At 67.4% G+C, this 26,990-nt stretch carries 22 protein-coding genes and 1 riboswitch; of the genes, 13 read left to right on the top strand and 9 right to left on the bottom strand.

What is annotated here, in order from left to right; all coding sequences use genetic code 11:
• Positions 1–501 precede the first annotated feature (501 nt).
• On the top strand, positions 502–3,129 hold the full coding sequence (locus tag ACZLZQ_RS11280; RefSeq protein ID WP_472949443.1) for an HWE histidine kinase domain-containing protein: 2,628 nt from the start codon (positions 502–504) through the stop codon (positions 3,127–3,129).
• A 54-nt stretch (positions 3,130–3,183) separates the two neighbouring features.
• On the opposite strand, the gene ACZLZQ_RS11275 is transcribed toward ACZLZQ_RS11280, so the two are convergent.
• The 3 genes from ACZLZQ_RS11275 to ACZLZQ_RS11265 form a co-directional block, all read right to left on the bottom strand.
• Entirely contained in the window at positions 3,184–3,351 is a 168-nt protein-coding gene (locus tag ACZLZQ_RS11275; RefSeq protein WP_472949442.1) for a hypothetical protein, read from the bottom strand.
• A gap of 108 nt (positions 3,352–3,459) precedes the next feature.
• Positions 3,460–4,698, bottom strand: a complete 1,239-nt coding sequence (locus ACZLZQ_RS11270) for a D-arabinono-1,4-lactone oxidase (RefSeq protein WP_472949441.1) — start codon at positions 4,696–4,698, stop codon at positions 3,460–3,462.
• Positions 4,699–4,720: 22 nt separating this feature from the next.
• Positions 4,721–5,488 (bottom strand): SDR family NAD(P)-dependent oxidoreductase, encoded by a 768-nt coding sequence (locus tag ACZLZQ_RS11265; protein ID WP_472949440.1) that lies wholly within the window; start codon positions 5,486–5,488, stop codon positions 4,721–4,723.
• Between the two features lie 559 nt (positions 5,489–6,047).
• Here ACZLZQ_RS11265 and ACZLZQ_RS11260 point away from each other — a divergent pair.
• The gene (locus tag ACZLZQ_RS11260) at positions 6,048–6,545 is read left to right on the top strand and encodes a Ros/MucR family transcriptional regulator (protein WP_472932873.1); all 498 of its coding nucleotides are present in this window, start codon (positions 6,048–6,050) and stop codon (positions 6,543–6,545) included.
• A gap of 163 nt (positions 6,546–6,708) precedes the next feature.
• Entirely contained in the window at positions 6,709–7,452 is a 744-nt protein-coding gene (locus tag ACZLZQ_RS11255) for an SIMPL domain-containing protein (protein WP_472949439.1), read from the top strand.
• A 165-nt stretch (positions 7,453–7,617) separates the two neighbouring features.
• Here ACZLZQ_RS11255 and ACZLZQ_RS11250 read toward each other — a convergent pair whose 3' ends face one another.
• A complete protein-coding gene (locus ACZLZQ_RS11250) occupies positions 7,618–7,962 on the bottom strand; it encodes a hypothetical protein (protein ID WP_472949438.1) in 345 nt (114 codons plus the stop codon).
• A 406-nt stretch (positions 7,963–8,368) separates the two neighbouring features.
• Here ACZLZQ_RS11250 and ACZLZQ_RS11245 point away from each other — a divergent pair, with 406 nt between their 5' ends.
• Entirely contained in the window at positions 8,369–9,901 is a 1,533-nt protein-coding gene (locus ACZLZQ_RS11245; RefSeq protein ID WP_472949437.1) for a putative bifunctional diguanylate cyclase/phosphodiesterase, read from the top strand.
• Here ACZLZQ_RS11245 and ACZLZQ_RS11240 read toward each other — a convergent pair.
• The 4 genes from ACZLZQ_RS11240 to ACZLZQ_RS11225 form a co-directional block, all read right to left on the bottom strand.
• On the bottom strand, positions 9,865–11,322 hold the full coding sequence (locus ACZLZQ_RS11240) for an aldo/keto reductase (RefSeq protein ID WP_472949436.1): 1,458 nt from the start codon (positions 11,320–11,322) through the stop codon (positions 9,865–9,867). The two genes, ACZLZQ_RS11245 and ACZLZQ_RS11240, sit on opposite strands and share 37 nt — an antisense overlap.
• A gap of 95 nt (positions 11,323–11,417) precedes the next feature.
• The gene (locus ACZLZQ_RS11235) at positions 11,418–12,677 is read right to left on the bottom strand and encodes an ABC transporter substrate-binding protein (protein ID WP_472949435.1); all 1,260 of its coding nucleotides are present in this window, start codon (positions 12,675–12,677) and stop codon (positions 11,418–11,420) included.
• Between the two features lie 41 nt (positions 12,678–12,718).
• The gene (locus ACZLZQ_RS11230; RefSeq protein ID WP_472949434.1) at positions 12,719–13,774 is read right to left on the bottom strand and encodes an aldo/keto reductase; all 1,056 of its coding nucleotides are present in this window, start codon (positions 13,772–13,774) and stop codon (positions 12,719–12,721) included.
• The gene (locus ACZLZQ_RS11225; protein ID WP_472949908.1) at positions 13,771–14,133 is read right to left on the bottom strand and encodes a TIGR04076 family protein; all 363 of its coding nucleotides are present in this window, start codon (positions 14,131–14,133) and stop codon (positions 13,771–13,773) included. The genes ACZLZQ_RS11230 and ACZLZQ_RS11225 overlap by 4 nt, the downstream gene beginning before the upstream one ends.
• 206 nt (positions 14,134–14,339) lie before the next feature.
• Here ACZLZQ_RS11225 and ACZLZQ_RS11220 point away from each other — a divergent pair, with 206 nt between their 5' ends.
• From ACZLZQ_RS11220 to ACZLZQ_RS11205, 4 genes are read left to right on the top strand one after another with little or no spacing between them, the layout of a single operon-like run.
• The gene (locus ACZLZQ_RS11220) at positions 14,340–15,164 is read left to right on the top strand and encodes an ABC transporter ATP-binding protein (RefSeq protein WP_472949433.1); all 825 of its coding nucleotides are present in this window, start codon (positions 14,340–14,342) and stop codon (positions 15,162–15,164) included.
• Positions 15,161–15,934, top strand: a complete 774-nt coding sequence (locus tag ACZLZQ_RS11215) for an ABC transporter ATP-binding protein (protein WP_472949432.1) — start codon at positions 15,161–15,163, stop codon at positions 15,932–15,934. The genes ACZLZQ_RS11220 and ACZLZQ_RS11215 overlap by 4 nt, the downstream gene beginning before the upstream one ends.
• Positions 15,931–16,839, top strand: a complete 909-nt coding sequence (locus ACZLZQ_RS11210) for a branched-chain amino acid ABC transporter permease (RefSeq protein ID WP_472949431.1) — start codon at positions 15,931–15,933, stop codon at positions 16,837–16,839. Before ACZLZQ_RS11215 ends, ACZLZQ_RS11210 begins: the two co-directional genes overlap by 4 nt.
• On the top strand, positions 16,839–17,780 hold the full coding sequence (locus ACZLZQ_RS11205; protein WP_472949430.1) for a branched-chain amino acid ABC transporter permease: 942 nt from the start codon (positions 16,839–16,841) through the stop codon (positions 17,778–17,780). The genes ACZLZQ_RS11210 and ACZLZQ_RS11205 overlap by 1 nt, the downstream gene beginning before the upstream one ends.
• A gap of 39 nt (positions 17,781–17,819) precedes the next feature.
• Here the strand turns inward: ACZLZQ_RS11205 and ACZLZQ_RS11200 are convergent, their stop codons facing one another.
• Positions 17,820–18,779: a 2-hydroxyacid dehydrogenase gene (locus tag ACZLZQ_RS11200; RefSeq protein WP_472949429.1), complete on the bottom strand. Its 960-nt coding sequence runs from the start codon at positions 18,777–18,779 to the stop codon at positions 17,820–17,822.
• Between the two features lie 207 nt (positions 18,780–18,986).
• On the opposite strand from ACZLZQ_RS11200, the gene ACZLZQ_RS11195 reads away from it, so the two are divergent.
• The 5 genes from ACZLZQ_RS11195 to ACZLZQ_RS11175 all read left to right on the top strand — a co-directional run bounded on the left by ACZLZQ_RS11195 (position 18,987) and on the right by ACZLZQ_RS11175 (position 26,935).
• A complete protein-coding gene (locus ACZLZQ_RS11195) occupies positions 18,987–20,267 on the top strand; it encodes an NAD(P)/FAD-dependent oxidoreductase (RefSeq protein ID WP_472949428.1) in 1,281 nt (426 codons plus the stop codon).
• A gap of 121 nt (positions 20,268–20,388) precedes the next feature.
• A riboswitch (guanidine-I (ykkC/yxkD leader) is annotated at positions 20,389–20,501 on the top strand.
• A 228-nt stretch (positions 20,502–20,729) separates the two neighbouring features.
• Positions 20,730–21,560, top strand: coding sequence for an urea amidolyase associated protein UAAP1 (locus ACZLZQ_RS11190; RefSeq protein ID WP_472949427.1), 831 nt, complete (start codon positions 20,730–20,732; stop codon positions 21,558–21,560).
• A gap of 10 nt (positions 21,561–21,570) precedes the next feature.
• Complete coding sequence (locus tag ACZLZQ_RS11185) at positions 21,571–22,224, top strand: urea amidolyase associated protein UAAP2 (RefSeq protein ID WP_472949426.1); 654 nt, start codon at positions 21,571–21,573, stop codon at positions 22,222–22,224.
• A gap of 2 nt (positions 22,225–22,226) precedes the next feature.
• Complete coding sequence (uca, locus tag ACZLZQ_RS11180) at positions 22,227–25,751, top strand: urea carboxylase (RefSeq protein ID WP_472949425.1); 3,525 nt, start codon at positions 22,227–22,229, stop codon at positions 25,749–25,751.
• Between the two features lie 740 nt (positions 25,752–26,491).
• On the top strand, positions 26,492–26,935 hold the full coding sequence (locus ACZLZQ_RS11175; protein ID WP_472949424.1) for a DoxX family protein: 444 nt from the start codon (positions 26,492–26,494) through the stop codon (positions 26,933–26,935).
• Positions 26,936–26,990 lie beyond the last annotated feature (55 nt).

Below are 26,990 nucleotides of genomic sequence, written 5' to 3'. Positions count from 1 at the left end.
TTGAGCGCCGCCGGCAGAGGGTCATGCCCGCGGGCCTGGCTCGCTCCGCTGCCGGCGCGGTGGCACCGCCCAGCCCCTCCCCGATGCGCCAAGGTCTTAGAGACGCCGGAGCGCGGACCGTCCAGGATGTCGTCGGAAGGCTGATCTGCAGGAGCGTCGCAAGTTGCGGGTTGATCTCAGACGAGTATACGATCGCTGGTTCTGCGGTAGCTGAATCAGAACGTCTTGACCGCTGTAGCTTCGACACCCCTTGTGCGGCAACAGCATTAGAAGAACTCAATTCTACCGTAAAAATCATCACAAGTAGTTGAGTCGCTAAAGGAATTAATTCACTAAAAAGTATTAGACGGTTCTTTATTTTATCTCAAAATTATTCGCGTCGTTTAGTAATTTAATCTGGTTGGAATCCGCTGGAGAATTGATATATACTGCGCCGCCAGCCGTAGGGCGGCTCTTCATTCCACATGTGCGTGCCTTCAGAGTTGGCGCGGGAGACGCGGCATGCAGGTGACAGAAAATACAGCCAGCGTGGAGATGGGGTCGGTCGACCTCACTGCCTGCGATCGCGAACCCATACACCTCATCAGCGCCATCCAGCCAACCGGCTTCCTGGTTGCCGTCTCTACCGACTGGTTGATCTCGCGGGTATCGGCCAATGCGCCGCAGTTCCTGGGTCTGCCCGTCGAGCAGCTCTTGGGCTCGTCGCTCCGCGAACTGTTCGACCCGGAAGCCGTCCATACCTTGCGCAACCGGCTGGCACGGTTCAGGCACGACGATTCCGTCGAGCGCGCTTTCGGCGTGTCCTTGCTCCCGCAAGGCGACCGGTTCGACATCGCGGTCCACATGTCGAATGGCGAGGTGGTGATCGAGGCCGAGCCGAGCGAGGCCGCGGGCGAGATGAATCCCTCGGCCATGGTGCAGTCGATGCTCGGCCGGCTGAACGGCATCACCGACCTTAGCAAGCTTCTCGGCGAGGCGGCGCGGCAGGTGAAGGCGCTGACGGGGCACGACCGGGTGATGATCTACCGCTTCCATCCGGACGGCTCCGGCGAGGTGGTGGCCGAGCGGATACGCGCCGGTCTCGAGCCGTTTCTCGGGCTGCGCTATCCGGCATCGGACATTCCCCGGCAGGCCCGCGCGCTGATGGAGCGCAATCTGGTTCGCGTGGCCGCCGACATCTCGGCAGAACCGGCGGCGATCCTGCCCCGGCTGGGCGCGACCGGCGCCCCGCTCGACCTGTCCTTGAGCACGCTGCGCGCGCATTCCCCGATCCATGTCGAATACCTCAGGAACATGGGTGTCGAGGCGACGCTTACCATCTCGCTGCTGCGCCGCGGGCGGCTCTGGGGCCTCATCGCCTGTCACCATATGGCGGCACGGGCCGTCAGCTACGAACGCCGCACCACGGCCGAGCTGTTCGCCCAGTTCCTGTCCCTCTTGATCGAGAACCGCGAGCGCGACGAGATTTCCGACTACGAGCAGCGCACCCAGCGCCTGCACGAGGGGCTGATGGCGGCGATCGCGGAAAACGGCTCGACCGCCGCAAACCTTGCGGCGATGTCCGAGCGGATCAGCGAGATCGTTCCGTGCGACGGACTGGCGATCCGCATGGGCGACGAGACGGTCCTCGTCGGCCTGACACCGTCGGGCGACGAGGTCGTCGCTTTGACGCGCTTTCTCGACCAGGCCGGGGCGAGCCAGATCTTTTCCGCCAACTCGCTCGGCCTCGTGCACCCGCCCGCGGAGGCCTATGCGGAGACCGCGGCGGGCGTCCTAGCGATCCCGATCTCCCGCAACCCGCGCGACTACCTGATCTTCTTCCGCCGCGAGATTGCCCAGTCGGTGATCTGGGCCGGAGACCCGGCCAAGCCCGTCGAGGCAGGCCCCGGCGGCATGAGGCTGACGCCGCGCAAGAGCTTCGAGGCCTGGCGCGAGATCGTGCGCGGCCATTCGGCGCCCTGGACCGATCCCGAGCTGCGCGCCGCAGACGCGCTGCGGGTGACAATGCTGGAAGTCGTGCTGCGCATCACCGGCTTTGCCGAGAACGAGCGAAAGGCGGCAACGCAGCGCCAGGACCTGCTGATCGCCGAACTCAACCACCGCGTCCGCAACATTCTTGGCCTGATCCGGGGGCTGATTTCGCAGAGCAAATCCGGCGCGACGAATGTCGAGAGTTTTGCGGCGACCATCGGCGGCCGGGTTCAAGCGCTGGCCCGCGCCCATGACCAGATCACCGAAAGCGACTGGGGACCGGGATCGCTGCAGACCCTCATTGCCACCGAGGCCGCCGCCTATCTCAACGGCAATGCGCACCGGGTCCGGACGACAGGACCCGGCGTCCTGCTGCATCCGGAAGCCTTCGCCACCATGGCTCTGGTCATCCACGAGATGGTGACCAATGCCGCGAAATACGGCGCGCTGTGCGATCGGAACGGCGGTGTCGGCATCCACTGGGACGTCGATCCCCAAGGCGACCTCGTGATCGACTGGAGCGAGACGGGCGGCCCGCCCGTCCAGGCGCCGGCGAGACGCGGTTTCGGAACGACGATCATCGAGCGCTCCGTACCGCATGATCTCAACGGCAACGCGACCGTCGACTACCTGCTTCACGGGCTAAGGGCGCGCTTCGTCATTCCCTCGAAGTTCGTTCAGCCGGAAACCGAGATGACCCCGGTCCAGATCGTCGAGATCGTCCCGCCGGAGGCGTTCAGTCTTTCCGGCTGTGTTCTGCTGTTGGAGGACAGCATGATCATCGCGATGGATGCAGAGGAGATGCTGTATTCGCTCGGGGCCGAGCGGGTGCAGATCGGGAACGACGTGCGAGAGGCGCTGCGCCTCATTGCCCTTGATCCGCCTAGCTTTGCCGTGCTCGACGTCAATCTGGGAGACGAGACGAGCTTTGCGGTCGCCGACCGGTTGCGGGAGGCGGGAATCCCCTTCGTCTTCGCGACCGGTTACGGCGATGCGGCGGACCTGCCGCCGATCCACCGCGACCGCGTCGTCGTCAAGAAGCCCTATACGTCGGCATCGATCGCGGAAGGAGCCTCGAGGGCGACAGCGGGAGCGGACACGCCGAACTCGTCAGACGAGGCTGCCTCGAGCCGTCGCACAGAGGATGCGCTATCCTGAGCAGGGTGGGCAGTTGCCCCTGATCTCGGAATGCGACCGTCCTGTCACCATCCCCTAGCCGAGGATATCCCGCCGGGCGCGGGCTTTGCGCGTCGCCCGGGCGACCCGTGCGGCGACGGCCTCCTTCTGCTGAAGGCGCAAGGCTTTCAGGCGAGCGGTCTTGGCTGCGGTGGTTTCCGGGACCGGGGGCGGCGGTGTTGCGGTCTTCTCATCGTCCGGCATTGGTCTTTCCTCGAGCGGCCGCCTGTCGACCCATGGTTCGCCATAGAGGTGACGCCCGTCCCGGCGCAAGACCCGAACGCCGCGCGAGGACGCTGGCGATGGCCGGTCTCAGCCGAGCAGCATCCGGACGTGATCGTTGAGAAAGACCCCGTTCGGGTCGAGCCGGCGCCGCAGCGCGCGAAAATCGTCCGCGCGGGGGTAGAGCGCCGTCACGTCGTCGGTATCCAGAAAATGCAGCTTGCCCCAATGCGGGCGGGAGCCGAACGCGCGCAGGATCTGGTCGACGTCCTTCAGGAAGTCCCAGTAGTCGATGCCAGGCTGGCCGGAGACCGAGAGCGAGATCGAGTCACGCTCGTGGAACGGGCTCAGCCAGGCCCCGTCACCGGCGGTGAAACGGTACTCTATCGGGAAAATGCAGTTGGTGTGCCGCGTCAGCATGAGCGTGCGAACGGCGCGGACGGCGTCCTTTCCGTGCTGGACGGGGACGGCATATTCGAGTTCATGGAAGTTCGGCACGTATTCGATGGGATAGATGTCCGAGGAATAAGCGATCTTCTCGTAGCGCGACTTCATTTCCGGTCGCTCGGTCATGTCCATCACCTTCATCTCGCAGATGTCGGCGGACTTGGTCGTGGTTGACCACGGCGCCTCGGACGTGTCGTCAAGGCAGTAGAGATGGCGGCTCTCCGCAACGGGGCACCAGAAGAAGCCGAAATGCCGATGGTTGGCAGCCAGTTCATCATGCCGCGCCATGCAGGTTTCGAAATCATCGCGCCAGAGGTGTTCGTGCAGACGGTAGGCCGGCAAGGTATCGAGCGTCATCTCGGAGATCACGCCGAGCGTGCCGAGCGACACTCGCGCCGCAAGCAGCAGGTCACGGTCCGTCCCGTCGACGACGAGGATACTGCCGTCCGGCTGCACCAGGCGCAGCGCGGCGACCTGGGAGGCGAGGCAACCGAGCCGCGCGCCGGTCCCGTGCGTCCCGGTGGTGAAGGCGCCGGCCACCGCCTGCGTGTCGATGTCGCCCTGGTTGGCGAGCGACAAGCCGTGCTGCTTCAACGCCCTGCCGATATCGCCGATCCGCGTGCCCGCGGCCACCCGGACCTGGCTGCCGTCGACGCCGAGGACGCCGCTGAGGCCGGCCAGCGACAGCAGCAGGCCGCCGGTACCGACCACCGGAGTGAAGGAATGGCCGGAGCCGGCGACGCGGACGTTGAGGCCGCGCCCGGCGGCTTCGGTGACCATCTCGGCGAGCTGGTCCTCGCTCTCGGGTGCGGCCTTGTAGCGGGCGATGCAGGACTGGTTGCCCACCCAATTGCGCCAGAGACCACCCTTTTCGAAGGTCATGCAGCTCTCCCCGGTATAGCGGTCAGGCGGCGGTGAAGCCGTTGTCGACGAACAGATGCGTGCCGTTGACGAAGCTCGCCTCGTCGCTGAGCAGGAACAGCGCGGCGCTCGCCACCTCCTCCGGCCGGCACATCCGGCCCTGCGCCGCCGCGATCGCGGCATCGGACACGTCGACGCCGTAGCGCGTCAACTCCTCCACCTCGCGGCTGCCGTGCGCGGTCTGGATGAAGCCGGGGCAGACGGCGTTGCAGCGGATGTTGCGGTCACGGAACTCGACGGCGATGGCGCGGGCGAACATGTGCACCGCGCCCTTCGTCGCCCCGTAAAGCACTTCCATCGGCGTGCCGGCGACGGCGGAGATCGACGAGGTGCAGACGATGCGGCCGCCGCCCGCGGCCAGCATGCCCGGCAGAACGGCGCGCGTCATCAGGAACATCGAGCGCACGTTCACGTCCATCAGCCAGTCGTAATCCTCGTCGGTGGTCTCGAGGAACGGCTTCACGACGATCGAGCCGGCATGGTTGAAGAGAAGCGTCGGCGCGCCGAAGGCCTCGCCCGCCCGCGCCACCGCCGCCTCGACCTCGTTGCGGCGGGAGACATCGGCATGGCAGAAAATCGCTTCCCCGCCGCCAGCCCGGATGTTGTCCGCGAGTGCCTCGCCAGCCTCGCGCTGCCGGTCGACAATCGAAACCCTTGCGCCCTCGGCAGCAAACAGCGTAGCGGCCGCGCCGCCGCATCCCGTCGCGCCACCGGAGATCAGCGCGTGATAGCCTTGCAGACGTCCGGACATGTCAGCGCTCCCTATCCCGTACAGTAAACGACTTGACAAAAACTCGGCGCCTTGGCCGGCGCGCAGTTGCGCATCGCCGGCAAGATGAAGAGTGACAGGCAATTTTACGCAGCGAAAGCGGGAACCTCGACATTCGCCAATGAGTTTTGCCGCGAGAAAACCACAAAACAGCATTAGCCGGCGGACCGATACTGTAGTGCGGCTTCTTATTTAAACGGCAAACAACCCTACAGCGCCCGCTGCAAAAAGGGGCATCAGTCGATCGCTTGGCGCCTCAACCTTGTCGGCTAAAGCTTGGCCTTAGTAATTTTGCGATGCATCGGCATCATGATTCGGATCGGCAGAGATATGCTGATCCGCGGACAGGGTCGCAGCCTTCGGTATCAGGCGGCAAAGACCCAACATCCCCTGTTACGGCGCAGACATCGGATTATTTTGATTTGAGCACGAACTTTGGCGTGAAATAATTCAAGTATTGGATTGATCCGGCGTCAATCGATGATACATACGAGACATGTCCACCGGGACAACCTAGTCAAATTTTCCAGAAAGCATCCTTATGGACTACGAGATCGACAGCTCTACCAACACAGTCGAACTGGCAGCGAGTATCATTGCCGCATATGTCGCCAATAATCACGTAGCGGTTGCAGACCTACCTGCAGTGATTGCAAGCGTCTACAGCGCGTTGACGGCGATCGGCACGAGCACACCGGAGCCCGTCAAGGAAGCTGTGGCGTTGGTACCGGCCGTTCCGATCAAGAAGTCGATCACACCCGAATACATCATCTGCCTGGAAGATGGTAAGCACTTCAAGTCTATGAAGCGCCACCTTGCCACGAAGTTCGACATGAGCCCTGACGAATACCGCCGCAAGTGGGGCCTCCCGAACGATTATCCGATGGTTGCGGCCGGCTACGCCGCCAAGCGCTCGGAACTCGCCCTGAGCCTCGGCCTCGGCCGTAAGAAGACCGCCGATGTGGCGGAAGAGCCAGCGCCCGCAGCCAAGCCTGCCCGCGCAAAGAAGGCCAAGGCCCCGGACGCCGAAGCCGCCTGAGGCGACTGATCCCTGCGCCGCCGGCTGGAGCCGGCGGTTTGGGTTACGAGTGCCAAGCGACGAATGAATTGAAGTTTGGGTACCGGCGGGAGACTGCGCGCAGGCTCTCGCCTTTGGCCACAATCGCGTGACATCAGGGGCAATCCTCACTGGAGACCGCCCCATGATTCGTTCATCCCTTCTGGCCCTGACCGTACTGCCGCTCGGTCTCGCCGCCCTCCCCGCGCAGGCCGAACAGACGACGCCGCCGCGGCAGATCGTCGTCACCGGCGTCGGAGAAGCTTCGGCAAAGCCTGACATCGCCGTAACCAACCTCACGATCCTACGGGTCGGCGAGACGGCCCGCGCCGCACTGGACGACGCTAACAAGGCGATGAGCGAGGTCACCGAGGCGATCAAGAGCCTCAAGATCGAGAGCCGCGATCTGCAAACATCTGGCTTCGCAATCACCCCCCAATACCGCTACGACCAGACCCAGGACGGGACCCAAAAGCCGCCGGTTCTCGTCGGCTACGAGGTGCGCAACACGCTGTCGGTGCGGATCCGCGACATCGCCGCGGTCGGCGCCGTGCTCGACAAAGCAGTGAGCCTCGGCGTCAACCAGGGCGGCGACATCAGCTTCACCGTCTCCGATCCCGCGCCGCTGCGCACGGCGGCCCGGCAGGATGCGGTGAAGGATGCAACGGCGACGGCGACGGCGCTGGCCGAGGCAGCGGGTGTTCCGCTCGGCGCTGTCTTCTCGATCGACAGCGCGGATCAAGGCACCCCGCCGCAGCCGATGGAGATGGGCCGGATGGCTCTGGCAGCCGCGCCCATGGACAAGAGCGTGCCGGTCGAGGCGGGCGAGAATACGGTTCGCGCGACGGTGCGGATGGTGTTCGACATCGGTGCCCCCTCCGGAAACTGAACCCAAATCGCACAGCACCAAAGAGAAAAGGCCGCGTCTCTCAGGAGACGCGGCCTTTTGCTTGGACGCGGTGACTTTGAACTGTTCTCGCCAGGGGCAGAGCCCTCCCCAACGGAATGGCACCGCGACGGGAGGCCGCTCGCGATGCCCTTACCGGGACGCGGGTTAGCGGACGTTGATGACCGGGCAGCCGCGCTCCTGCGCGAACGACACGGAGATGTAACGACCGCGCTTGCGTCCGTCGACCACGACGGCCCGGCGGTTGTCGCGGACGATGCCGGCGCGGTTGATGCCCATGCGGGAGGCCTTGCGGAGCGCCTGGCGCGGCGAGCAGCCGCGCTCGTAACGGCGGTCGTCGCGGCGATCATAACGCTGCGCCAACAGGACGTTGCCACCCTGGGGAGCGATGACGGTCACGCCGGTCGGAGCAGCAAGGGCGGGCGCGGCGATGACGGCACCGCCGGAAAGCGTCGCGGCGACAAGGACGGTGCGGAAAAAGTGGCTGAACATGGTGGTTCTCCCGTTGCAATCGATCTGCCGGCCCATCGCCAGCGATGAGACGACCATCGGCTCTGGCACCTGAATGAAGCCGGAAAGCGGCGTTCATCAGCCATTCAGGCAAACCGCCAGGAGACAAACCCCGCCTGCCGGTCCGCAGGATGAGGCCGACGAGTTGCGGATGTCTCCGCGCTGACTTCGAATCGCTTCCTGAAAAGCCATCTTCAGGACGGTCTTCAGCTACCTAAATATTCGTGCCCGGCCCAAGAACGCACAGAGTGCTTCTATGTATAAGCATCTCACAATAGCAGGTTCCTATTAGTAATATTTTAGGGTGCGCTGCCGCAAAGACAGCACAAGATAGACCTTCCCAGCAGGTGACCGAGTGCCCAGCCTTGGACGACATCCCCGACAGGTGATGCGCTTCAGCTATTACGCCCTGATGATCTGCTTCATCACCGGCCTCTGCCTTTCGATGCTGGGCATGATGCATCCCGCCGGCGCCAAGGCGGCGCTGCCGGTCTCGGGCCTCTGCTTCGCGCTGGGGCTGGTCGGCCTGCTCTTGCTGCACCGCTTGCGCGCCCAGATCGTGGCGCTGTTCGTCGACGCCGAGCGCAGCAAGATCGCGCGGGACGCTTTCCTGACGGAAGATGAGATCACCGGCGCGATGACCCGGCGGGTCTTCCTGTCGGCCTCCGCGCAAGAACTGCAGCGTGTCGGGCCGGGGCGAACGTCGGCGCTGTTCGCTGTCGACATGGACTACTTGAAAACGCTGAACGACAGCCTTGGCCATACCGCAGGCGATTTCGCCTTGCGGCACCTCGCAAAAACCCTTCGCCGCAGCTTTCCGGATTCGATCGTGGGCAGGCTCGGCGGCGACGAATTCGGCGTCTTCGCGCCTGTCGCTGATGCCGCTGCCGCCGAAGCACTCTGCCGGATCTGCCTCGACGCCTTGCACCAGCCGGTCTTCTTCGACGGGCGGGCGATCACCTTGTCCGCCTCGATCGGCATCGCGCTGACGCCGCTGCACAGCGTCTTCTTCAACGAGCTGATGCAGTGTGCCGACCTCGCGCTCTACCAGGCCAAGCGCAAGGGCCGCGGCCAGGCGACGCTGTTCCACGATGACATGCTGCGCGACCGCCGCCACCACCGCTTCATCGAGCGCGAGCTGCGCGCCGCGATCCTCCTCGACGAGCTGCATCTCGTCTACCAGCCCATCACCGATCCCAGCGGCGCGGTACGCGGTTACGAGAGCCTGCTGCGCTGGAACCACCCGGTGCGCGGCGCGATCGCGCCCAGCGATTTCATTCCGGTGGCCGAGCGATCGCATGTTATCGACCTGCTCGGCGAATGGGTGTTCCGGCGTGCCCTCAGCGACGCCCGCGACTTCGGCGACCTCGGCGTCGCCGTGAACATCTCGCCTTGCCAGCTGAAACGCGACGACGTCGTCGACATGGTCGCGCGGACGCTTGCGGAGAGCGGCGTCTCGCCGTCGCGGATCACCCTCGAGGTGACGGAGTCCATGGCGATGAGCGCAAATTCAGACGTTCTGCGGCGCATCGAGGCCCTGCGGGCCCTCGGGCTGCGGATCTCGCTCGACGACTTTGGCACCGGCTATTGCGGCTTCGCCTACCTCAGAACGTTTCCGATACACACCATCAAGATCGACCGCAGCTTCATCGCCCGGCTCGGCGAAACCCTCGCCGACAACGTCCTCGTCAGCGCAATGGTCAACGTCGCCGCCGCCATGCAGCTTGGCGTGGTCGCCGAGGGCATCGAGACCGAGGCGCAGTTCGTCCTTGCCAAGGCCGCGGGCTGCACGCTTTTCCAAGGCTACTTCATCGCCCGCCCCATGCCGAAGGAAGCGCTGGTGGAGTGGCTCGCCCGGCGGGACGAGGCACCCGCCCGGGAGGTTCACACCACAGCTTCGGCCTCGATCTCCACCCTGTAGTCGCCGACGAGATTGCCGACGGCATAGAGCGTATTGGCCGGCCGGGCCTCGGCGAAGTAGCGGCCATGGACCCGCGAGACCGGCTCCCAGTCGTCGGCATCCCTCAGATAGACCCGCGTGCGCACGACATCTTCGAGGCTGCCGCCGAGGGCGGCGATGCTGGCGGCGATCTTGTCGAGGATGAAGACGGCCTGGCCCGCCGGATCGCCAGGGCAGACGACGCTGCCATCCGGAGCCGTCGCGGTGGTGCCGCTGACGAGGATGCGCTCGCCGACCCGCACCGCCCGGCTGAAGCCGCAGATTTCCTCCCAGATGCTGCCACTGTCGACGCGCAGGCGGTCCGGCCGGTTGGCGATCGGAACCGCCGTGTAGAACTTCGGCAGCGCGCCGAGATGGTGGCTGAGATCGCCGGATGCGGTGAGGAAGGGCGGCTTGCGGTACTCGTCGCCGCAGTCGCCGGGCAGCATCCGCGTCTCGGCAAACGCGGCGTCGAGCACCGCATGGTCCTCGGCGTCGAGCGCCAGGGCAAACACCGCAGCATTGTCCTCGCGGTGCTGGCGCTCGCCGAGCCGCGCACCGACGATGACGGCGGCGACCGCCTTACGGTCGAGGATCAGGCGTGTCGCGACGTTGGGGATCGAGGCGCCATGCCGATCGGCGACGGACTTCAGCGCCGCCAGCACCGACTGGAACACATCCCAGCCGCCGATCTCCTCGACGAAGCGCTTGTACTTCATCTTGCTCCAGTCGGAGAGCGCATCGGGCTCCGCGGCGCCGAGCCACCGCTCCGAGAGCAACCCGCCGGCCAGCGTGCCATAGGCGAGGAGGCGAATGCCGTTGGCGAGGCAGAACTCGCTCATGATCCCGCTCGCCCGCCGGTCGAGCACGGAGAACGACACCTGGTTGGAGACGACCGGAATGCCCTCGCCGACCAGCACGCGCAGATGGTCTATGTTGAAGTTGGTGACGCCGATGGCGCCGATCAGCCCCTCGTCGCGGAGTTTGGCGAGTTCCTTCATCGCGTCGATGTAGCCGGGGTGCTCGAAGGTCCACCAGTGGAACTGCATCAGGTCGATGCGGTCGAGCCGCATCCGGTCGAGGCTGCGCTTGACGCCTTCGCGCACCGTCTCGGCGGTCATCGGCCCCGGCGTCGGGCACCATTTGGTGAAGGCGGTCGAGACCGGGAGACCGTCGCGTCGCTGCTGCGCCAGCAGCTCGCCGGTGATCACCTCGGCGCTGCCGTAGTGATCGGCCATGTCGAACGTGTCGAAGCCGTCGGCCGCATACGCCGCCATGTCGGCGGCAGCCTTGACCGGGTCGAGCAGCGTGCCGCCCCGCTCCATGTCGGCCACCTGCCAGAGGCCGGTGACGATCCGGCTGATCTCGAGGCCGGGGGCGAGTTCGGTGCGCTGAAGGGTCATGTCTATTCCATTCCGGCGGGGCCGCGCGGCGCGCCGCTGTTGGGTCCGGGCGGGCGGCGCTGCCGTCCGTCCGGAAGGTTGGTACGATCCGGCGATCAGCCGCCGATCTTGGTCTTCAACGCGTTGACCTCGTCGGTCGAGATCTCGCCGGTGGTGGCGACAGCGCCGTCGGTGATCTTCCACAGCCGGAAAGGCCCGGTGATGTCACCGTACTGGTCGAAGGCGACCGGGCCGATGACGCCCTCGTAGCGGATCGGCTTGCCCTCGGAGAGAAGCTTCAGGCCCTTGGCGAACTCTTCCTTGCCGGCGTAGATCACCTCGCCCTTGGGGTCGACCACCTTCGCGATGGCGTCGCGAATCTCCAGCGGCTTCTCGGAGCCGGCGGCGGCGATGGCGAGGCCAAGGATCGCGCCGGCATCGTAGGAGCGGTCGGCGGCGGGGTTGCTCGCGGCGATGCCGCCGGAGAAAGCCTCGTAGTTCGCCGTGAAATACTCGGTCGACTTGGTCGGGCTGGTGCCGGACGAGGTGCCGTAGGCCTCGTTCAGATACTGCGCGCCGACGCTCTTGATGAAGTCCGGGCTGTTCATGCCGTCGTTCAAGAGGAACTTCGGGGTGCCGCCGCCGGAGATCCAGGCGCGGGCGATGGTGGCGCCGTCGACCGGCGTCGAGATGAGGTAGAGCCCGTCCGGCTCGCCCTCCATCGCGGCGGTCGCCTCCGACTGGTAGCTCGCCTGGTTCTCGTTGTAGGGCGTCGTCGAGACGATCTTGCCGCCGAGCGCCTCGTAGGCCTTTTTGAACTCGCCGAACATGTTGACGCCGAAGTCATTGTTGACGTGGACGACGGCGATTTTCTTGAAGCCCTGGTCCAGCGCATACTTCGCCGCCGCAGTGCCTTGCAGCGCATCCGAGGTGATGGTGCGGAAGAAGATGCCGCCGGTCTTGCCGTCGCGGCCGAGCGCCGTCAGCGTCGGCGAGGAGGAGGCCGGTGAGATCTGCACCACCTTGGCCGGTGCGGTCACCGAGGTGAGGATCGGGATGGTGACCGAGGAGATGATGCCGCCGATGATCGCCGGCACCTTGGCGATCTGAACGAGCTGGGTGGCGACGTCGACGGCGACGCTGCCGGTGCTCTGTGAGTCGCGGGTATCGGTGGCGAGCGTGCAGCCGCGGATGCCGCCGGCCTCGTTGAAGTCGCGGAAGGCCATCTCGACCGACTTCGCGCCGGCTTGGCCATATTCGCCGGCAGGTCCCGTCAGTTCCATCACCACGCCGACGGTGATCTTGCAATCGGCGGCAAGGGCCGGCGCCGATAAGGCGAGGCCGGCGGCGGTCGTCAGCAGCAGCAGTCTGTTCATTTCATCCCCCCGGTGACGGAAAAGCTGAGGTCCCCACGGCCTCAGGCTTTGGTGTTAAGCTCGTATTTCATGATCGAGCCGTGCCGCCCCGTGCGGTCGCGCTCGAGCGCATAGATGTCGCCCTCCGGCCCCTGCCGCTCGGCCAGCACAGCGTCGATCTCGGCGACGTCGGCGGCGGAAAGGGTCAAGCCGGAAACGGCGGCGTTGGCAGCGACATGGGCGCGGTTGCGCGCACCGACGATGATGGCGGCGACCCCAGGACGATCAAGTACATAGCGCCCGGCAACGGTCGCGATATCCGCGCCGTGCCGCGCGCCGACGCCGGCGAGCGCCCGCAGCAGGTGTTGGAACAGATCCCAACCGCCGAAATCGTCGATGATCAGCTTGTACTTGGTGAGCGAGCGGTTCTCCATCGGATGCTCCGGCTCCGCGACGCCCAGCCACCGCTCGGACAGGAAACCGCCGGCGACCGAGCCGTAGCAGAAGAGGGCAATGCCCTCGTCGCGCGCCAGCGGTACGAGATGGCTCTCCGGCCGCGCGTCGAGCACGGAATACTGCACCTGCATCGAGAACAGCGGGATGCCGGCCTCGCGCACCGCTTGGATGCGCGGCGCATCGAAATTCGTGCCGCCGACGTGCAGGATGCGCCCGTCCCGGCGGATCTCGTCGAGCCAGCCGAAGACGTCGAGCCAGAGCGGGGCGTCGTAATCCCACCAGTGGAACTGCACGAGGTCGAGCCGTTCCATGCCCAGCCGGGCGCGCGAGCGATCGACCTGCGCCTCGATGTCGCGCTTGGTGACGCGCGTCAGCAGCGACAGGTCCGGCACCATCTTCGTGTGGATGCGCACGCTTGCCAGCGCCTCGGTGCCGCGGGTTTCGGCGAGCTTCCGGCGAAAGACGCCGTAGATCTCCTCGACGCCGGTATAGATGTCGGCGCAGTCGAAGGTGGTGATCCCCGCATCAAACGCGGCGATCAGGTCGTCGACGGCCCGGTCGGTGTCGATCTCGCCGTGCCCGCCGGCGAGCTGCCAGCCGCCGCGGATGACGCGGGAGATCTCGTAGCCGGGGGCAAGGCTCAGCCGCTCGGGCGCGCTCACGTCGGCTCTCCCGACGGCAGCGGCACGGCCGTTGTCTCGCTGTGGCGGAAGCGGCGCATGCCGAGTCGGGTGATGCGCAGCCGGCTCGAACAGTGGGGGTCCGGACAGGCGATCTCGGCGTCGCTCGCCATCCAGTCATTGCCATGCAAGGCCCGCTGCTTGGCCGGCAGCAGCGGCAGCACCGCAGCGATCGAGTAGAGCGAGAAGCCCTGGCCGGCCGGCATCGACACCATCTCGCCGCGCACCTCGAAATGATCGCCGGCCCTGGCGCCGCAATACACCGCGCCGCCGGGCGGGATGATCGCCTCGACCCTCAGGTCGTAGAGCTCGAAGCTGTCGTCGCCGCCGTCGCCGGCCATTGTTTCCGTCACGCGATACGCCCTGTGAAGAAGTCCTGTGCGGCAGCGGCCGACACTGCCCGCGGGTTGCGAGACCCGGCGTTGCTGCCTAATGTGCCCGGAGTTTGATCACAGATAATCCGGCGGCACAATCATATGCAGGCCCAGATGCGCGCAGCCTGTGCGCTCTCGCTTCGGCGACCGAAAGAGGGCCGAGGCCTGTGGAAATGACGGCCTCCCCGCCCCCTCACCCAGCGCATGCCGCGGGCGTATCGCCGGCCCGCGCCGGGAGCCGCCTGTCGGCCCGCGCCGTGGTGAAGCGCTTCGGCGGGGTGGCCGCGGTCGACGGCGTCTCCTTCGATCTCGCCGCGGGCGAGATCCTCGGCCTGATCGGGCCGAACGGCGCCGGCAAGACCACGCTGTTCGACTGCCTCGCCGGCAGCCAGACCCCGACCGCCGGCACCATCTCGCTCGGCGACCGGCGGATCGACACGCTGGCCCCGCACCGGCGGATCGGCGCCGGGCTCGCCCGCACCTTCCAGATCCCCCGCCCCTTTCCCGAACTCAGCGTGCTCGACAACGTGCTGCTCGGCCGCCAGCACCAGGCCGGCGAGCGCATCCTGCCGAACTGGTTCGCGCCCGGTCGCGTCCGCCGGGAGGAACGCGAGGCGCGGGAGAAGGCCCGGGCGCTGATCGACTTCGTGACGCTGTCGCGGCTGGCGGACCAGCCAGCGCGCATGCTCTCCGGCGGCCAGCGCAAGCTCTTGGAACTGGCCCGCGTGCTGATGGCGGACCCATCGGTGATCCTCCTCGACGAGCCGGCGGCGGGCGTCAATCCGAGCCTCCTCGAGACGATCATCGAGCGCATCGCCGAGCTCAACCGCTCCGGCATGACTTTCCTCCTGATCGAGCACAACATGGACATGGTGGCGCGGCTGTGCGGCCGGGCGATCGTGATGGCCGCCGGCAAGGTGATCGCCGAGGGGACGCCCGACGCGGTGTCGCGCGACGCCGCGGTGATCGACGCCTATCTCGGCGGCGTCGCGGCATGACGATCCTCGAGATTTCCGGCCTCGTCGCCGGCTACGAGCCGGGCGTGCCGATCGTCAACGGCGCCAGCCTCAGCATCGAGAAGGGCGAGATTGTCGCCATCCTCGGGCCGAACGGTGCCGGCAAGTCGACGTTGATCAAAGCCGTCGCCGGCCTCGTCCCGATCAGCGCGGGCACCGTGCGGCTGCGCGGCGAGGACATCACCCGGCTGCCAGCGCACCAGATGGTCCGGCATGGCCTCGGCTTCGTGCCGCAGACCGAGAACGTGTTTCCCTCGATGTCGATCATCGACAATTTGAAGCTCGCTGCCGGCATCGTGCCGGCCGCCGAGCGCGCCGGTCGGATCGCCCGGGTCGAGGCGCTGTTCCCTGACCTTGCCGGCCGCCGCACACTCGCCGCCGGCCGGCTGTCGGGCGGGCAGCGGCAGATGCTCGCCGTCGCCCGCGCGCTGATCGTCGAGCCGGACGTCCTGATGCTCGACGAGCCCTCCGCCGGCTTGTCGCCGAAACTCGTCTCGCTGGTGTTCGCCAAGCTCGCCGAGATCCGCTCCGAGGGGGTGACTATCCTCCTCGTCGAGCAGAACGCCCGCGCCGCGCTCGCCATCGCCGACCGTGGCGTGATCCTCGCCGAAGGCCGCGAGCGGCACGGGGGACCCGCCGCCGCCTTGCTGGGAGATCCCGCGATCGCCGAGCTCTACCTCGGCGGCCGTCGCGCCGTGCTCGCGCCGGCCCCGTTGCCCGCGCCGATGGCGTCGCAAGGGGGCGCGGCATGAGCCTGCAATTCCTCGTCGACGGCCTCCTCACCGGCCTGATGATCGGCCTCGGCGCCATCGGCGTAACGCTGACCTACTCGATCCTGCGCTTTGCCAACTTCGCCCATGGCGAACTGATGACCTTCGGCGCCTATGCCGCCTGGAGCATCAGCTTCGCCCTCTCGGCGCTGCTGGGCGCGGCGCTGCCGCCGCTCGCGCCCTTCTCCTTCGCCTGGAGCGTGCTGGTCGCCGGCGCCCTCGCCATGGTGCTGACGGCGGGCCTTGCTGTGCTCCTCGACCTCGTCCTGTTCAAGCGGCTGCGCGAGAAGTCGACGACCATCGTCGTCGTGATGGCAAGCTTCGGCGCCTCGATCGCGCTGCGCAGCCTGATCGAATTCGCCTTCTCGTCGAGCCCGGTCTATTTCAGCCGCGACTTGCAGATCGCCACGCGCCTCGGGCTCGGGATGCGGGTGACGCCCGACCAGGGCGCGCTGATCGCCGTGACGCTGCTGCTGCTCGTCCTCGTCCACCTCTTCGTTACCCGCAGCCAGGCCGGCCGCTCGATGCGGGCCGTCGCCGAAAACCCGGCGCTGGCGAAGGTGGCGGGGATCGACGTCGACCGGGTCGTGCGCCTCACCTGGATCCTCGGCGGATCGCTCGCCGCCGCAGCCGGCACGATGACCGGCATTCTCGTCCAGATCCGTCCCTATATGGGCTTCGACCTCCTGCTGCCGCTGTTCTCGGCGGCGATCCTCGGCGGCATCGGCAGCGTGCCGGGCGCCATCCTTGGCGCGGTGATCATCGGCATTTCGGAAGCCGCGACGGTGCACTTCATCGGCGCCGAGTGGCGCGCGGCGGTGTCCTTCGTGCTCTTGATCCTGATGCTGCTGATCCGGCCGAGCGGCCTGTTCGGGGGACGCGCCTGATGCTCGCCTTTGCCGCCTATGGCGCCTTCTTCCTGACGACGGCGCTGGCCTTCGCGGTCGTCTGCATCGGGCTCAACCTGCAATGGGGCATGACCGGCCTGTTCAATGTCGGCATTGCCGGCTTCGTGGCGGTCGGCGCCTATACCTCGGCGATCCTGACGACGCCGGAGACCGCCGGCCATCTCGGCGGCTTCGCCCTGCCCATGCCGCTCGGCTGGCTCGGCGCGATGCTGGCGAGCGGGCTGATCGCGGCGGCCGTCGGCGGCATCACGCTCCGGCTGCGGTCGGACTATCTCGCCATCACCACGTTTGGGGTGGCGGTCGTCATCCACCTCGTCGCGCTGAACGCGCAGGCCCTGACCGGCGGCCCGTTCGGCATCGGCTTCATCCCACGCGGGTTCGAGAGCTTTGCCGACCGGCCGCTGCTCTTTGGCGCCGGCAACCTCGCGCTCGCCGCCATCACGACGCTTGCCGTCTATCTCGTGATGGAAAAGCTCGCGCGCAGCCCCTGGGGCCGGGTGCTGAGGGCCATCCGCGAGGACGAGACGGCCGCCGCCTCGCTCGGCAAGAGCCCGGTGCGCTACCGGCTGCAGGCCTTTGCCATCGGCGGGGCGATCATGGGGCTGGGCGGGGCGATGCAGGCGCATTTCATCGGCTTCATCGCGCCCAACAACTACTTGCCGAACTTCACCTTCCAGGTCTGGGCCATGCTGATCATCGGCGGCGCCGGCAGCAACCGCGGCGCCATCGCCGGCGCGATCCTCGTCTGGGGGATCTGGAGCCTGTCGAGCGCCGGCGTCTCGGCCTTCGTGCCGGCCGAGTACCAGGCGCGAGCGAGCGCGCTGCAGCTGGTGCTGATCGGCGTCATGCTCTGCACGATCCTTGCCGTCCGTCCGCGCGGCCTGTTCGGCGAAAAGCTGCGGCCGGCCCCCAAGGCTTAAGCTGCAGCCTGTCTCCGACGCTGATGGGCCTTCTTCCGCCTACGCCACGAGGTTCGGGGGCGTCTCGCCGCGCAGCACGGCATCGATGCCGTCAAGGGCGAGAAAACCCATGGCGTCCCGGGCGGTCGCGGTGGCGCTGCCGAGATGCGGCAGCAGCACGACGTTGTCGAGCGCGAGGTAGGCCGGGTTCACTTTCGGCTCGCCATCATAGACGTCGAGGCCCGCCGCGGTGATACGCCCCGACTTCAGCGCCGCGACGAGGGCGGCATCGTCGACCAGCGTGCCGCGCGCGGCGTTCACTACGATCGCACCCTTCGGCAGGCGCTCGATCCGCTCGGCGTTGAGCCAGCGATAGGTGTCCGGCGTCGATGGCGCGTTCAGCGAGAGCACGTCGGAGACGGCGAGCAGGCTGTCGTCGCTGTCGTGAAAGATGGCGCCGGCCTCGAGCTCGGGCGCAAGCCGCGTGCGGTTGCGGTAGTGCACCTCCATCGAGAAGCCGCGCGCCATGGCGGCGACCTCGCGGCCGATGCGGCCCATGCCGTAGATGCCGAGCCGGCGCCCCGAAATCTGCGTGCCGATCAGCTGCGTCGGCGCCCAGCCGGTCCACTCTCCGGCGCGCAGCAGGCGCTCGGCTTCGCCGGCGCGGCGGGCGGCCGCCAGAATCAGCAGCAAGGTGACTTCGGCGGTCGCGAGCGACAGCACGTCCGGCGTGTTGCAAAGGGCAATGCCCCGGGCGCGCAAGGCTTTCGCATCGACGTGATCGTAGCCGACCGAGAACGTGCCGACGACCTTGATCGTGTCGGGCAGCCGGGCGATCAGCGCGGCGTCGATCTTGTCGCCCGGCGCGCACAGGAGCGCATCGGCGCCGTCGGCCAACTGTAGCAGCGCATCGGCGCCGTAGACCGCGTCACTTTCGTTGAGAACGCCCTCATAGTCGCGTTGCCAGCGGGTTTCCACCGCCTCGGGCAGGCGGCGGGTGACGACGATTTTCGGGCGCATGCTCTGCCTTCTCAAGAGGAAGTTCCGGGTGACGGTGCCTGGACCGTTCCCCCATTTCTATACACTGGGCGGCGGCGGGAAAGCGCCAACCAGCGATTATTCCGATGCGGCATCCCTTCGCGCCTGCCGCCGGCCTGTACAAGCACCGCGGTGCAGTGCTGTCATGACCCGTCGCCGTTGCCGCGACTCCCACCCTTTGGAGCCCGCATGCAGAATGATCCCCGCTCGCACGGTCTGTGGGAGCGTACAGCGCCAAAAGCCCCGGAGACGGCACGCCTTGCCGGCGACGGCACAGCCGACGTCGTCATCATCGGCGCTGGTTATACCGGCCTTTCCGCGGCGCTGCATCTCGCCGAGGCCGGGGCGCGCGTCATCGTGCTGGAGGGCGCGGAGATCGGCTTCGGCGGGTCGGGCCGCAATGTCGGCCTCGTCAATGCGGGACTGTGGGTCATGCCGGACGACGTGCCGAAGGCGCTCGGCACGGAGCATGGCGAGCGGGTGCTCGAGCTTCTCGGGCAAGCGCCGCGGCTTGTCTTCGACCTTGTTGCCCAGCACGCCATCGCCTGCGAGCCCGAGACCAACGGCACGCTGCATTGCGGCGTCGGCGAGAAAGGCCGGACGGAACTTGCCGAGCGCGCACGGCAGTGGCAGGCCCGCGGGGCCGACGTAGAGCTTCTCGACGCGGCCCAGACCGCGTCCGTCGTCGGATCGAGCGCCTACTCGTCCGCCCTCCTCGACCGGCGCGCCGGCACGATCCAGCCGCTCGCCTATGTCCGCGGCCTCGCGGCCGCCGCGCTCGCCGCCGGCGCCGAGATCTTCACCGCAAGCCCGGTCGAGGGCTTCGATGAGAAGGGCACGGGCTGGCGGGTGAAGACGCCCGGCGGGTCGGTGTCGGCCGACTGGATCGTCGTCGCGACCAACGCCTATACCAGCGCGCCCTGGCCGGAGATCCGCGCCGAGATCGTGCATCTTCCCTATTTCAACATCGCCACCGTCCCGCTGTCGGACAATCTCAAGCGGTCGATCCTGCCGGGCCGGCAAGGCGCCTGGGATACCAAGGACGTGCTCTCCTCCTTCCGTTTCGACCGAGCGGGGCGGCTCGTCATCGGCAGCGTCGGCGCGCTGCGGGGCAGCGGCACGGCGATCCACCGGCGCTGGGCGAAGCGCAGCCTGCAGCGCCTGTTTCCGCAGATCGGCGACATCGCCTTCGAGGCCGAATGGTACGGCAAGATCGGCATGACCTCCGACTCGCTGCCGCGCTTCCACCGCCTCGCCCGCAACGTCGTCTCCTTCTCCGGCTATAACGGCCGCGGCATCGGGCCCGGCACCGCCTTCGGCAAGGTGCTGGCGAAGCACATCGGCGGCAAATGCCCCGAAGCGGCGCTGCCGCTGCCGGTGACGCCGGTGGTGCCGCAGCACCTGCGGGCCGCGCGCGAGGCCTATTACGAGGTCGGCGCGCAGATCGCACACCTCTCCTCCCGCCTCTGAACCTTCTGCCGCTTTCCGGGGCACACTGCCCAGGGAAGCGGCCGCGCACGGCGCGACATTGCCCGCGACGCGCCAGCGCCCTGCATCGGGCGAACTGGCACGGCATTTGCTCCAGTCCTCTCGAGTTGGCAGCTAGGGTTCCGGCTCTTCCCGCAGGAAGAGCGCTGGTCCGAGAGCTGCCGCTGCGGTGGGAGACATCCGCGCAGCGCACGGCGGGATAAAAACCCGGGAGACCTCACCAGCCCAGCGGACCGGCTTGCCCGGACGCGACTGCTTGTCAGGGATGCCGATGCCAAGACTCGAGACTGCGCCCCTCCTCCCTTCCGCCATGCCGCCCGGCCGCACCCCGACGGCCGTCGCGTCATTCGCCGCGCCCGCCGTCGCCGTCCCGCCGCGGGATCGTCGCGGCTGTTGCGCCGACCGCGCTCCCCTTTGCAAAACGCCAGCCTGAAGGATCACGCGATGGATCTTACGCCACAGGACCGCGCCGAAATGGACGCGCACCGCCGCCGCTACGACGCGCTGAAGGCGGCCGGAACCGGAGCATCGCCCCAAGCCTTGCCCGCGCCGACCGCCCTCGGGGCGGCGGCGATCGATCCGGCGGCGACCATCGTCACCGAGACCATTCCCGGCGGCTGGTACACGACACCGATCCTGAAGCGCGGCGAAACGCTGCGGCTGGTCGACGTCGAGGGCACCGGCGCGGCCGCGCTGCTCGCCTGGAATGCCGCCGATCCGTCGGAACGGCTGAACCACGCCGACACGCTGAAGATTCAGTGGACCGCGCGGCTGCAAAAGGGCCGCGTGATCTTCTCCGACATGGGCCGCGTGTTGCTGTCGATCGTCGAGGACACATCCGGCGCGCACGACGCGCTCATCGGCGGCTCGAACGCCGCCTCGACTCTCGCGCAGTACGGGCCCGGCGCCTTCCGCAACAGCCGCGACAACTTCATCCAGGGCGCGCTGAAGCTCGGCCTGTCGCGCCGCGACATCGCGCCTTGCATCAGCTTCTTCTCGCCGGTCTCGGTCACCGACTCGACGGGGGCCGTTGCCTGGAATGGCAGCGCGAAGACCGCCGGGGCGTTCGTCGATCTCCGCGCCGAGATGGATCTCGTCCTCGTCGTCTCGGCAGCGCCGCACCCGCTGGATCCCTCCCGCGCTTATGCGCCGGGCGCGGTCGATCTCGTCAGGTTCCGCGGGGCCGCGGTCGATTCCGCGACCGAACTTTGCCGCACCGCCTCCGCAGAAGCTGCCCGCGGTTTCGAGAACACCACCCGCTACCTCGCCGTCTGAAGGGATCGCCATGACCACGCTTTTCGACGGTTCGCCGGCGCATGCCGCCTCCCTCCCCCGGCTCGACCAGGTCGTCGCCGCCCGCGCCCCCTGGTCGGGGATCGTGCGGCGCGGCGAGACGCTGCGGCTGATCGATTCGGAGGGCCAGCAGGCGATCGATACGCTGTTCTACCGCGCCGACGACCATGCCGAGCGCTACAGCGCGCAGGACACGATCCGGACGCAAGGCGCGGCCTATCTCGGCACCGGCACCCGCCTCCTCTCCAATGAGGGCCGGGTGATGCTGACCATCACGGCCGACAGCTGCGGCCGGCACGACACCTCGGCGGGCGCCTGCTCCTGCGAGTCCAACACCGCCCGCTTCGGCCACGACACCAAGTTCCTGCACGCCTGTCGCGAGAACTTCATCCTCGAGGTCTCGCGCTACGGCATGACCAAGCGCGACGTGGTGCCGAACATCAACTTTTTCATGAACGTACCGATCTCGCCGGGCGGCGACCTCGTCATCGCCGACGGGATCTCGGAGCCGGGCGGCACGGTGGAGATGGTGGCGGCGATGGACGTCCTCTGCGTCATCTCGAACTGCCCGCAGGTCAACAATCCCTGCAACGGTTTCCACCCGACGCCGATCCGTGTTCAGATCCTGCGGGCGCCGGGGCTCTGAGCATGTTTCAGAAGGTCCTCATCGCCAACCGCGGCGAGATCGTCGGCCGCGTCGCCCGCACATTGCGGAAGATGGGCATCGCCTCGGTCGCCATCGCGTCGGAGGCCGACCGCTTCCACCGCGCCGTGCTGGAGGCCGACGAACATGTCGTCATCGGCCCGGCGTCGGCGGCGGAGAGCTATCTCCTCACCGAGCGCATCCTCGACGCTTGCCGCCGGACCGGCGCGGACGCGGTGCATCCCGGCTACGGCTTCCTGTCCGAGAATGCCGGCTTCGCCCGGGCGCTGGCCGCAGAGGGCATTGCCTTCATCGGCCCGCGGCCAGAGCATCTCGAGGCCTTCGGCCTGAAACACACCGCGCGCGCGCTGGCGGAAGCCTCCGGCGTGCCGCTGCTGCCGGGATCGGGCCTTCTCGGCGATGTCGGCACGGCCTTGGCCGCGGCTGAACTTGTGGGCTTTCCCGTGATGCTGAAATCAACCGCCGGCGGCGGCGGCATCGGCATGCAGCTTTGCTTCGATGCGGCCGAGCTGGCGGCGAAGTTCGAAGTCGTGCAGCGGATGGCGCGGCAGAGCTTTGGCGATGCCCGGGTCTATCTCGAACGCTACGTCGCCGAAGCGCGGCACATCGAGGTGCAGATCTTCGGCAATGGACGCGGCGATGTGATGGCGCTCGGCGAGCGTGACTGCTCGCTGCAGCGCCGGCACCAGAAGGTGGTGGAGGAGACGCCGGCGCCCGGCATATCCGATAAGGTGCGCCAGGCACTGGCCGACGCCGCCGTGGCGCTCGGCCGAAGCGTCTCCTACGAGTCCGCCGGCACGGTCGAGTTCGTCTACGACGTCTCGCGCGGCGACTTCGCCTTTCTCGAGGTGAACTCGCGGCTGCAGGTCGAGCACCCCGTGACTGAGGCGGTGACCGGGATCGACCTCGTCGAATGGATGATCCGCCAGGCCGCCGGCGAGGACATGCTGGCCGGGCGGCCGCAGGTCTTCCCGAGGGGTGCCGCGATCGAGGTGCGGCTCTATGCCGAGAGCGCGCTGCAGGGCTTCCGTCCGAGCGCCGGCCGGCTGACGGAGGTGGCGTTTCCGGACATGCCGGGGGTGCGGGTCGACGGCTGGATCGAGGCGGGCAGCGACGTGACGCCGTTCTACGATCCGATGCTGGCAAAACTCATCGCCAGCGGGCCCGACCGCGCCGGCGCGCTGACGACGCTGGAGGCAGCACTCGCAGCCACAAGGATCTCCGGCATCGAGACTAATCTCGGCTATCTCCGCGCCATCGTCGCCAGTGCGATGTTTGCAGATGGGGCGGTCGCCACCTCTGTGCTCGGACAGTTCCCCTACCGGCCGACGGCGGCCGAGGTGATCCTGCCGGGCGCCCAATCGAGCCTGCAGGAACTGCCGGGCCGCGCCGGCCTCTGGCATGTCGGCGTGCCGCCAAGCGGGCCGATGGACGGCGTCGCCTTCCGTCTTGCCAATCGCATCGTCGGCAATCACGAGGACGCCGCGGCGCTGGAGATGACCATCTCCGGCCCGACGCTGAAGTTCCACACCGATGCGGTGATCGCGCTGGCGGGGGCGGCCATGCCGGCCGATGTCGCTGGACGCGTCGCCCCCTATGGCGAACCGGTGTCGATCGCCGCGGGCGAGACGCTGACGCTGGGCGCCATCGCCGGGCCCGGCCAGCGGACCTATCTCGCGGTCCGCGGCGCCTTCGACGCGCCCGAGGTCTTCGGCTCCCGCGCCACTTTCGCGCTCGGCGGCTTCGGCGGCCATGCGACGGGGACGCTGACGCCCGGCGACATCCTGGCTTTCGGCAGCACGAAGCCGGTCACTGAGCCGGCGCCGCTCGACCTTCCAGCGCTCACCCATGCCTGGGATCTCGCGGTCGTCACCGGACCGCACGGCGCGCCCGACTTCTTCACCGACGCCGACATCGACACCCTCTTCACCGAGCCCTACGAGGTGCACTTCAACAGCGCCCGCACCGGCGTCCGGCTGATCGGACCCAAGCCCGAATGGGCGCGCGCGGACGGCGGCGAGGCCGGGCTGCATCCCTCTAACCTCCACGACAACGCCTATGCCATCGGCGCGATCGACTTCACCGGGGACACGCCGATCGTCCTCGGCCCCGACGGTCCGAGCCTTGGCGGCTTCGTCTGCCCGGCGGTGGTCGCGGCCGAGGACCTCTGGAAGATCGGTCAGCTGAAGCCCGGCGACCGCGTCCGCTTCCACCCGGTCGCCCGGCCGGACGATCCGATCGCAGGGCCGACGATTATCACTCGGCAGGATGCGGGCTCGCCGATCCTCGCGCGCGGGGAAGACGTCGTCTATCGCCGGCAAGGCGACGAAAACATCCTCGTCGAATACGGCGCCATGTCGCTCGACATCGGCCTGCGGCTGCGGGCGCACGGGCTGATGCAGGCGCTGCAGGAAATGCGCATGCCGGGCGTCGTCGACCTGACGCCGGGCATCCGCTCGCTGCAGGTCCACTACACCCCCGCCACGCTGTCGCGCGCAAAACTGCTCGGCGCACTGGCGGAAATCGAACAGGGCCTGCCCTCGGTCGAGGACGTCGTGGTGCCCAGCCGCATCGTCCACCTGCCGCTCTCTTGGAACGACCCGGAGATTCAGTTGGCGGCGCGAAAGTACCAGGAACTCGTGCGGCCGAACGCGCCATGGTGCCCGGACAACATCGAGTTCATCCGCCGCATCAACGGCCTCGACGACGAGGCCGCGGTGAAGCGCACGATCTTCGACGCCAGCTATCTCGTGATGGGGCTCGGCGACGTCTATCTCGGCGCGCCAGTGGCGACGCCGCTCGACCCGCGGCACCGGCTGGTGACGACGAAGTACAATCCGGCCCGGACCTGGACGCCGGAGAACGCCGTCGGCATCGGCGGCGCCTACATGTGCATCTACGGGATGGAGGGACCTGGCGGCTACCAGCTGTTCGGCCGTACGATCCAGATGTGGAACAGCTGGCGCCGCACCCCCGACTTCGAGAACCCTTGGCTTCTGCGCTTCTTCGACCAGATCCGCTTCCACCCGGTCGACGGGGCCGAGCTGGCGGAGGCACGCGCCGCCTTCCCGCACGGCGCCTATCCCATCCGCATCGAGGAGACGACCTTCCGCTACCGCAACCATCTCGCCATGCTGGCGGCGAACGATCTGGCGATCCGCGCTACCAAGACGCGCCAGCAGGAAGCGTTCGACGCCGAGCGGCAGCGGTGGAAAGAAAGCGGCATCGACGATTTCGCCGAGCCGGCCGACACTGCCGATGTCGACCACGCCGCCCTCCCCGCCGGCTGCGTCGCGCTGACGACGCATGTTCCTGGCAGCGTCTGGAAACTCACCGCCGCGCCCGGCGCGATCGTCGAGATCGGCGACACCATCGCGATCCTCGAATCGATGAAGATGGAGATCGCCATTCCCGCGCTCGCGCGCGGCAGGCTGGTCGACTACCGCGTGAAACCCGGCCGCCAGCTTCGGGCCGGCGACGTTCTGGCCGTTGTCGCGACGGTGCCGTGACGGGGCAGCCCGCCAGCCGCGGCCACTGATCGGTGCTCTGTGGCCCGCGAGGAGAGCGACATGACAACGAGAGCGAGAAGGACTTCGGCGCTCGCCCCGCAGAGCCGATGCGCGGGCGCCCGTAGATCATCAGCGGAGGATGGCGCGCAAGGTAAGCCTCGACGACGCCGTTGAGGACAATTTTCCAGGGTTAGATGCGGTTCATTCGAGCTGGATAAAATGGCACAAACAATCGAGACGAACCGTCGCAAAGGAAAGGCGCAGCCCTCTCCGCTTCGTCATCCCGGGCTTGACCCGGGATCCACTCCAAACCGGCGGGGACAGCGCCAAGGGTAGACATTCCGGAACAGGACTGCGGTTGAAACGCCGAGGAATGGATCTCGGATCAAGTCCGGGATGACGATGCGGCAAGGGCTGCGCCTCTATGATCGCCCGGCGCCCGGCGCCCCGCGTCCTGCGCTCCGCGTGCCGCCAGCGAGCGAACCGTGGGAAGCGCTGGAAACGGGGCCGCGCTCGAGGGGCAGCCGCGCGGGCTGACGCCCTCGACCTTGTGGATGCAAAGGGTCGAGCGTCCGAGTTTCTCGCGAATGATGCGGGGAGTTTCCGCCGTCCCTGCCGGTCTCCCCTTCCCGGCAAGCGTGCCCACGGCGCGTGCGTCCCTAAACAAACGCCGGCCCGCCCATTCTTGACAGGCATCGGGTTCGGCATGACCCTTCGGGCTCAACCGAGGGGGAAGCAGCATGCCCCAGTCCATTGCCCATTTGCTCGCCCAGCGCTGGTTCGCCGTCTTTGCCCGCATCGTCCTGACCTTTGCCTTCTGGGGCAGCGGCCTGTCGAAGCTCATCGACTTTCAGGGCGGCATGGCCGAGATGTCGTCCTTCGGCCTCGAACCCGCCATGGCCTTTAACATCGCCGTCATCATCGTCGAGATCGGCGGGTCGCTTCTGGTGATTCTCAATCGCTGGACATGGCTCGGTGCCGGCGCGCTCGCCGTCTTCACGGTCCTGACGATACCCCTGGTCCATCATTTCTGGACGATGCAGGGAGAGGAAGCGATGATCCATTTCTTCTTCGCCACCGAGCACGTCAGCCTGATCGGCGGCTTGATGGTGGTCTCGATCCTGTCGCGCCCGCAGACCATGGCAATGCTGGTTGGCAGCCCGCCGCGTTACGCCAAGGCCTGACCGCGCCGCCGCATGAAAAAGGGCGACCCTTGCGGGCCGCCCTTCTGAAACGTCT

It is taken from the genome of Mesocryomonas lacus (genome assembly GCF_055730105.2).
This window is presented reverse-complemented; position numbering and strand designations above follow the sequence as displayed.

Bases quoted from the DNA above. Each gene is read 5' to 3' on its own strand.
- ACZLZQ_RS11225 (WP_472949908.1), bottom strand. From the start codon at position 14,133: ATGGCCGGCGACGGCGGCGACGACAGCTTCGAGCTCTACGACCTGAGG.
- ACZLZQ_RS11235 (WP_472949435.1), bottom strand. From the start codon at position 12,677: ATGAACAGACTGCTGCTGCTGACGACCGCCGCCGGCCTCGCCTTATCG.
- ACZLZQ_RS11255 (WP_472949439.1), top strand. From the start codon at position 6,709: ATGATTCGTTCATCCCTTCTGGCCCTGACCGTACTGCCGCTCGGTCTC.
- ACZLZQ_RS11200 (WP_472949429.1), bottom strand. From the start codon at position 18,779: ATGCGCCCGAAAATCGTCGTCACCCGCCGCCTGCCCGAGGCGGTGGAA.
- ACZLZQ_RS11185 (WP_472949426.1), top strand. From the start codon at position 21,571: ATGACCACGCTTTTCGACGGTTCGCCGGCGCATGCCGCCTCCCTCCCC.
- ACZLZQ_RS11240 (WP_472949436.1), bottom strand. From the start codon at position 11,322: ATGACCCTTCAGCGCACCGAACTCGCCCCCGGCCTCGAGATCAGCCGG.
- uca (WP_472949425.1), top strand. From the start codon at position 22,227: ATGTTTCAGAAGGTCCTCATCGCCAACCGCGGCGAGATCGTCGGCCGC.
- ACZLZQ_RS11205 (WP_472949430.1), top strand. From the start codon at position 16,839: ATGCTCGCCTTTGCCGCCTATGGCGCCTTCTTCCTGACGACGGCGCTG.
- ACZLZQ_RS11175 (WP_472949424.1), top strand. From the start codon at position 26,492: ATGCCCCAGTCCATTGCCCATTTGCTCGCCCAGCGCTGGTTCGCCGTC.
- ACZLZQ_RS11250 (WP_472949438.1), bottom strand. From the start codon at position 7,962: ATGTTCAGCCACTTTTTCCGCACCGTCCTTGTCGCCGCGACGCTTTCC.
- ACZLZQ_RS11210 (WP_472949431.1), top strand. From the start codon at position 15,931: ATGAGCCTGCAATTCCTCGTCGACGGCCTCCTCACCGGCCTGATGATC.
- ACZLZQ_RS11275 (WP_472949442.1), bottom strand. From the start codon at position 3,351: ATGCCGGACGATGAGAAGACCGCAACACCGCCGCCCCCGGTCCCGGAA.
- ACZLZQ_RS11270 (WP_472949441.1), bottom strand. From the start codon at position 4,698: ATGACCTTCGAAAAGGGTGGTCTCTGGCGCAATTGGGTGGGCAACCAG.
- ACZLZQ_RS11220 (WP_472949433.1), top strand. From the start codon at position 14,340: ATGACGGCCTCCCCGCCCCCTCACCCAGCGCATGCCGCGGGCGTATCG.
- ACZLZQ_RS11265 (WP_472949440.1), bottom strand. From the start codon at position 5,488: ATGTCCGGACGTCTGCAAGGCTATCACGCGCTGATCTCCGGTGGCGCG.
- ACZLZQ_RS11260 (WP_472932873.1), top strand. From the start codon at position 6,048: ATGGACTACGAGATCGACAGCTCTACCAACACAGTCGAACTGGCAGCG.
- ACZLZQ_RS11215 (WP_472949432.1), top strand. From the start codon at position 15,161: ATGACGATCCTCGAGATTTCCGGCCTCGTCGCCGGCTACGAGCCGGGC.
- ACZLZQ_RS11245 (WP_472949437.1), top strand. From the start codon at position 8,369: ATGCGCTTCAGCTATTACGCCCTGATGATCTGCTTCATCACCGGCCTC.
- ACZLZQ_RS11190 (WP_472949427.1), top strand. From the start codon at position 20,730: ATGGATCTTACGCCACAGGACCGCGCCGAAATGGACGCGCACCGCCGC.
- ACZLZQ_RS11280 (WP_472949443.1), top strand. From the start codon at position 502: ATGCAGGTGACAGAAAATACAGCCAGCGTGGAGATGGGGTCGGTCGAC.
- ACZLZQ_RS11195 (WP_472949428.1), top strand. From the start codon at position 18,987: ATGCAGAATGATCCCCGCTCGCACGGTCTGTGGGAGCGTACAGCGCCA.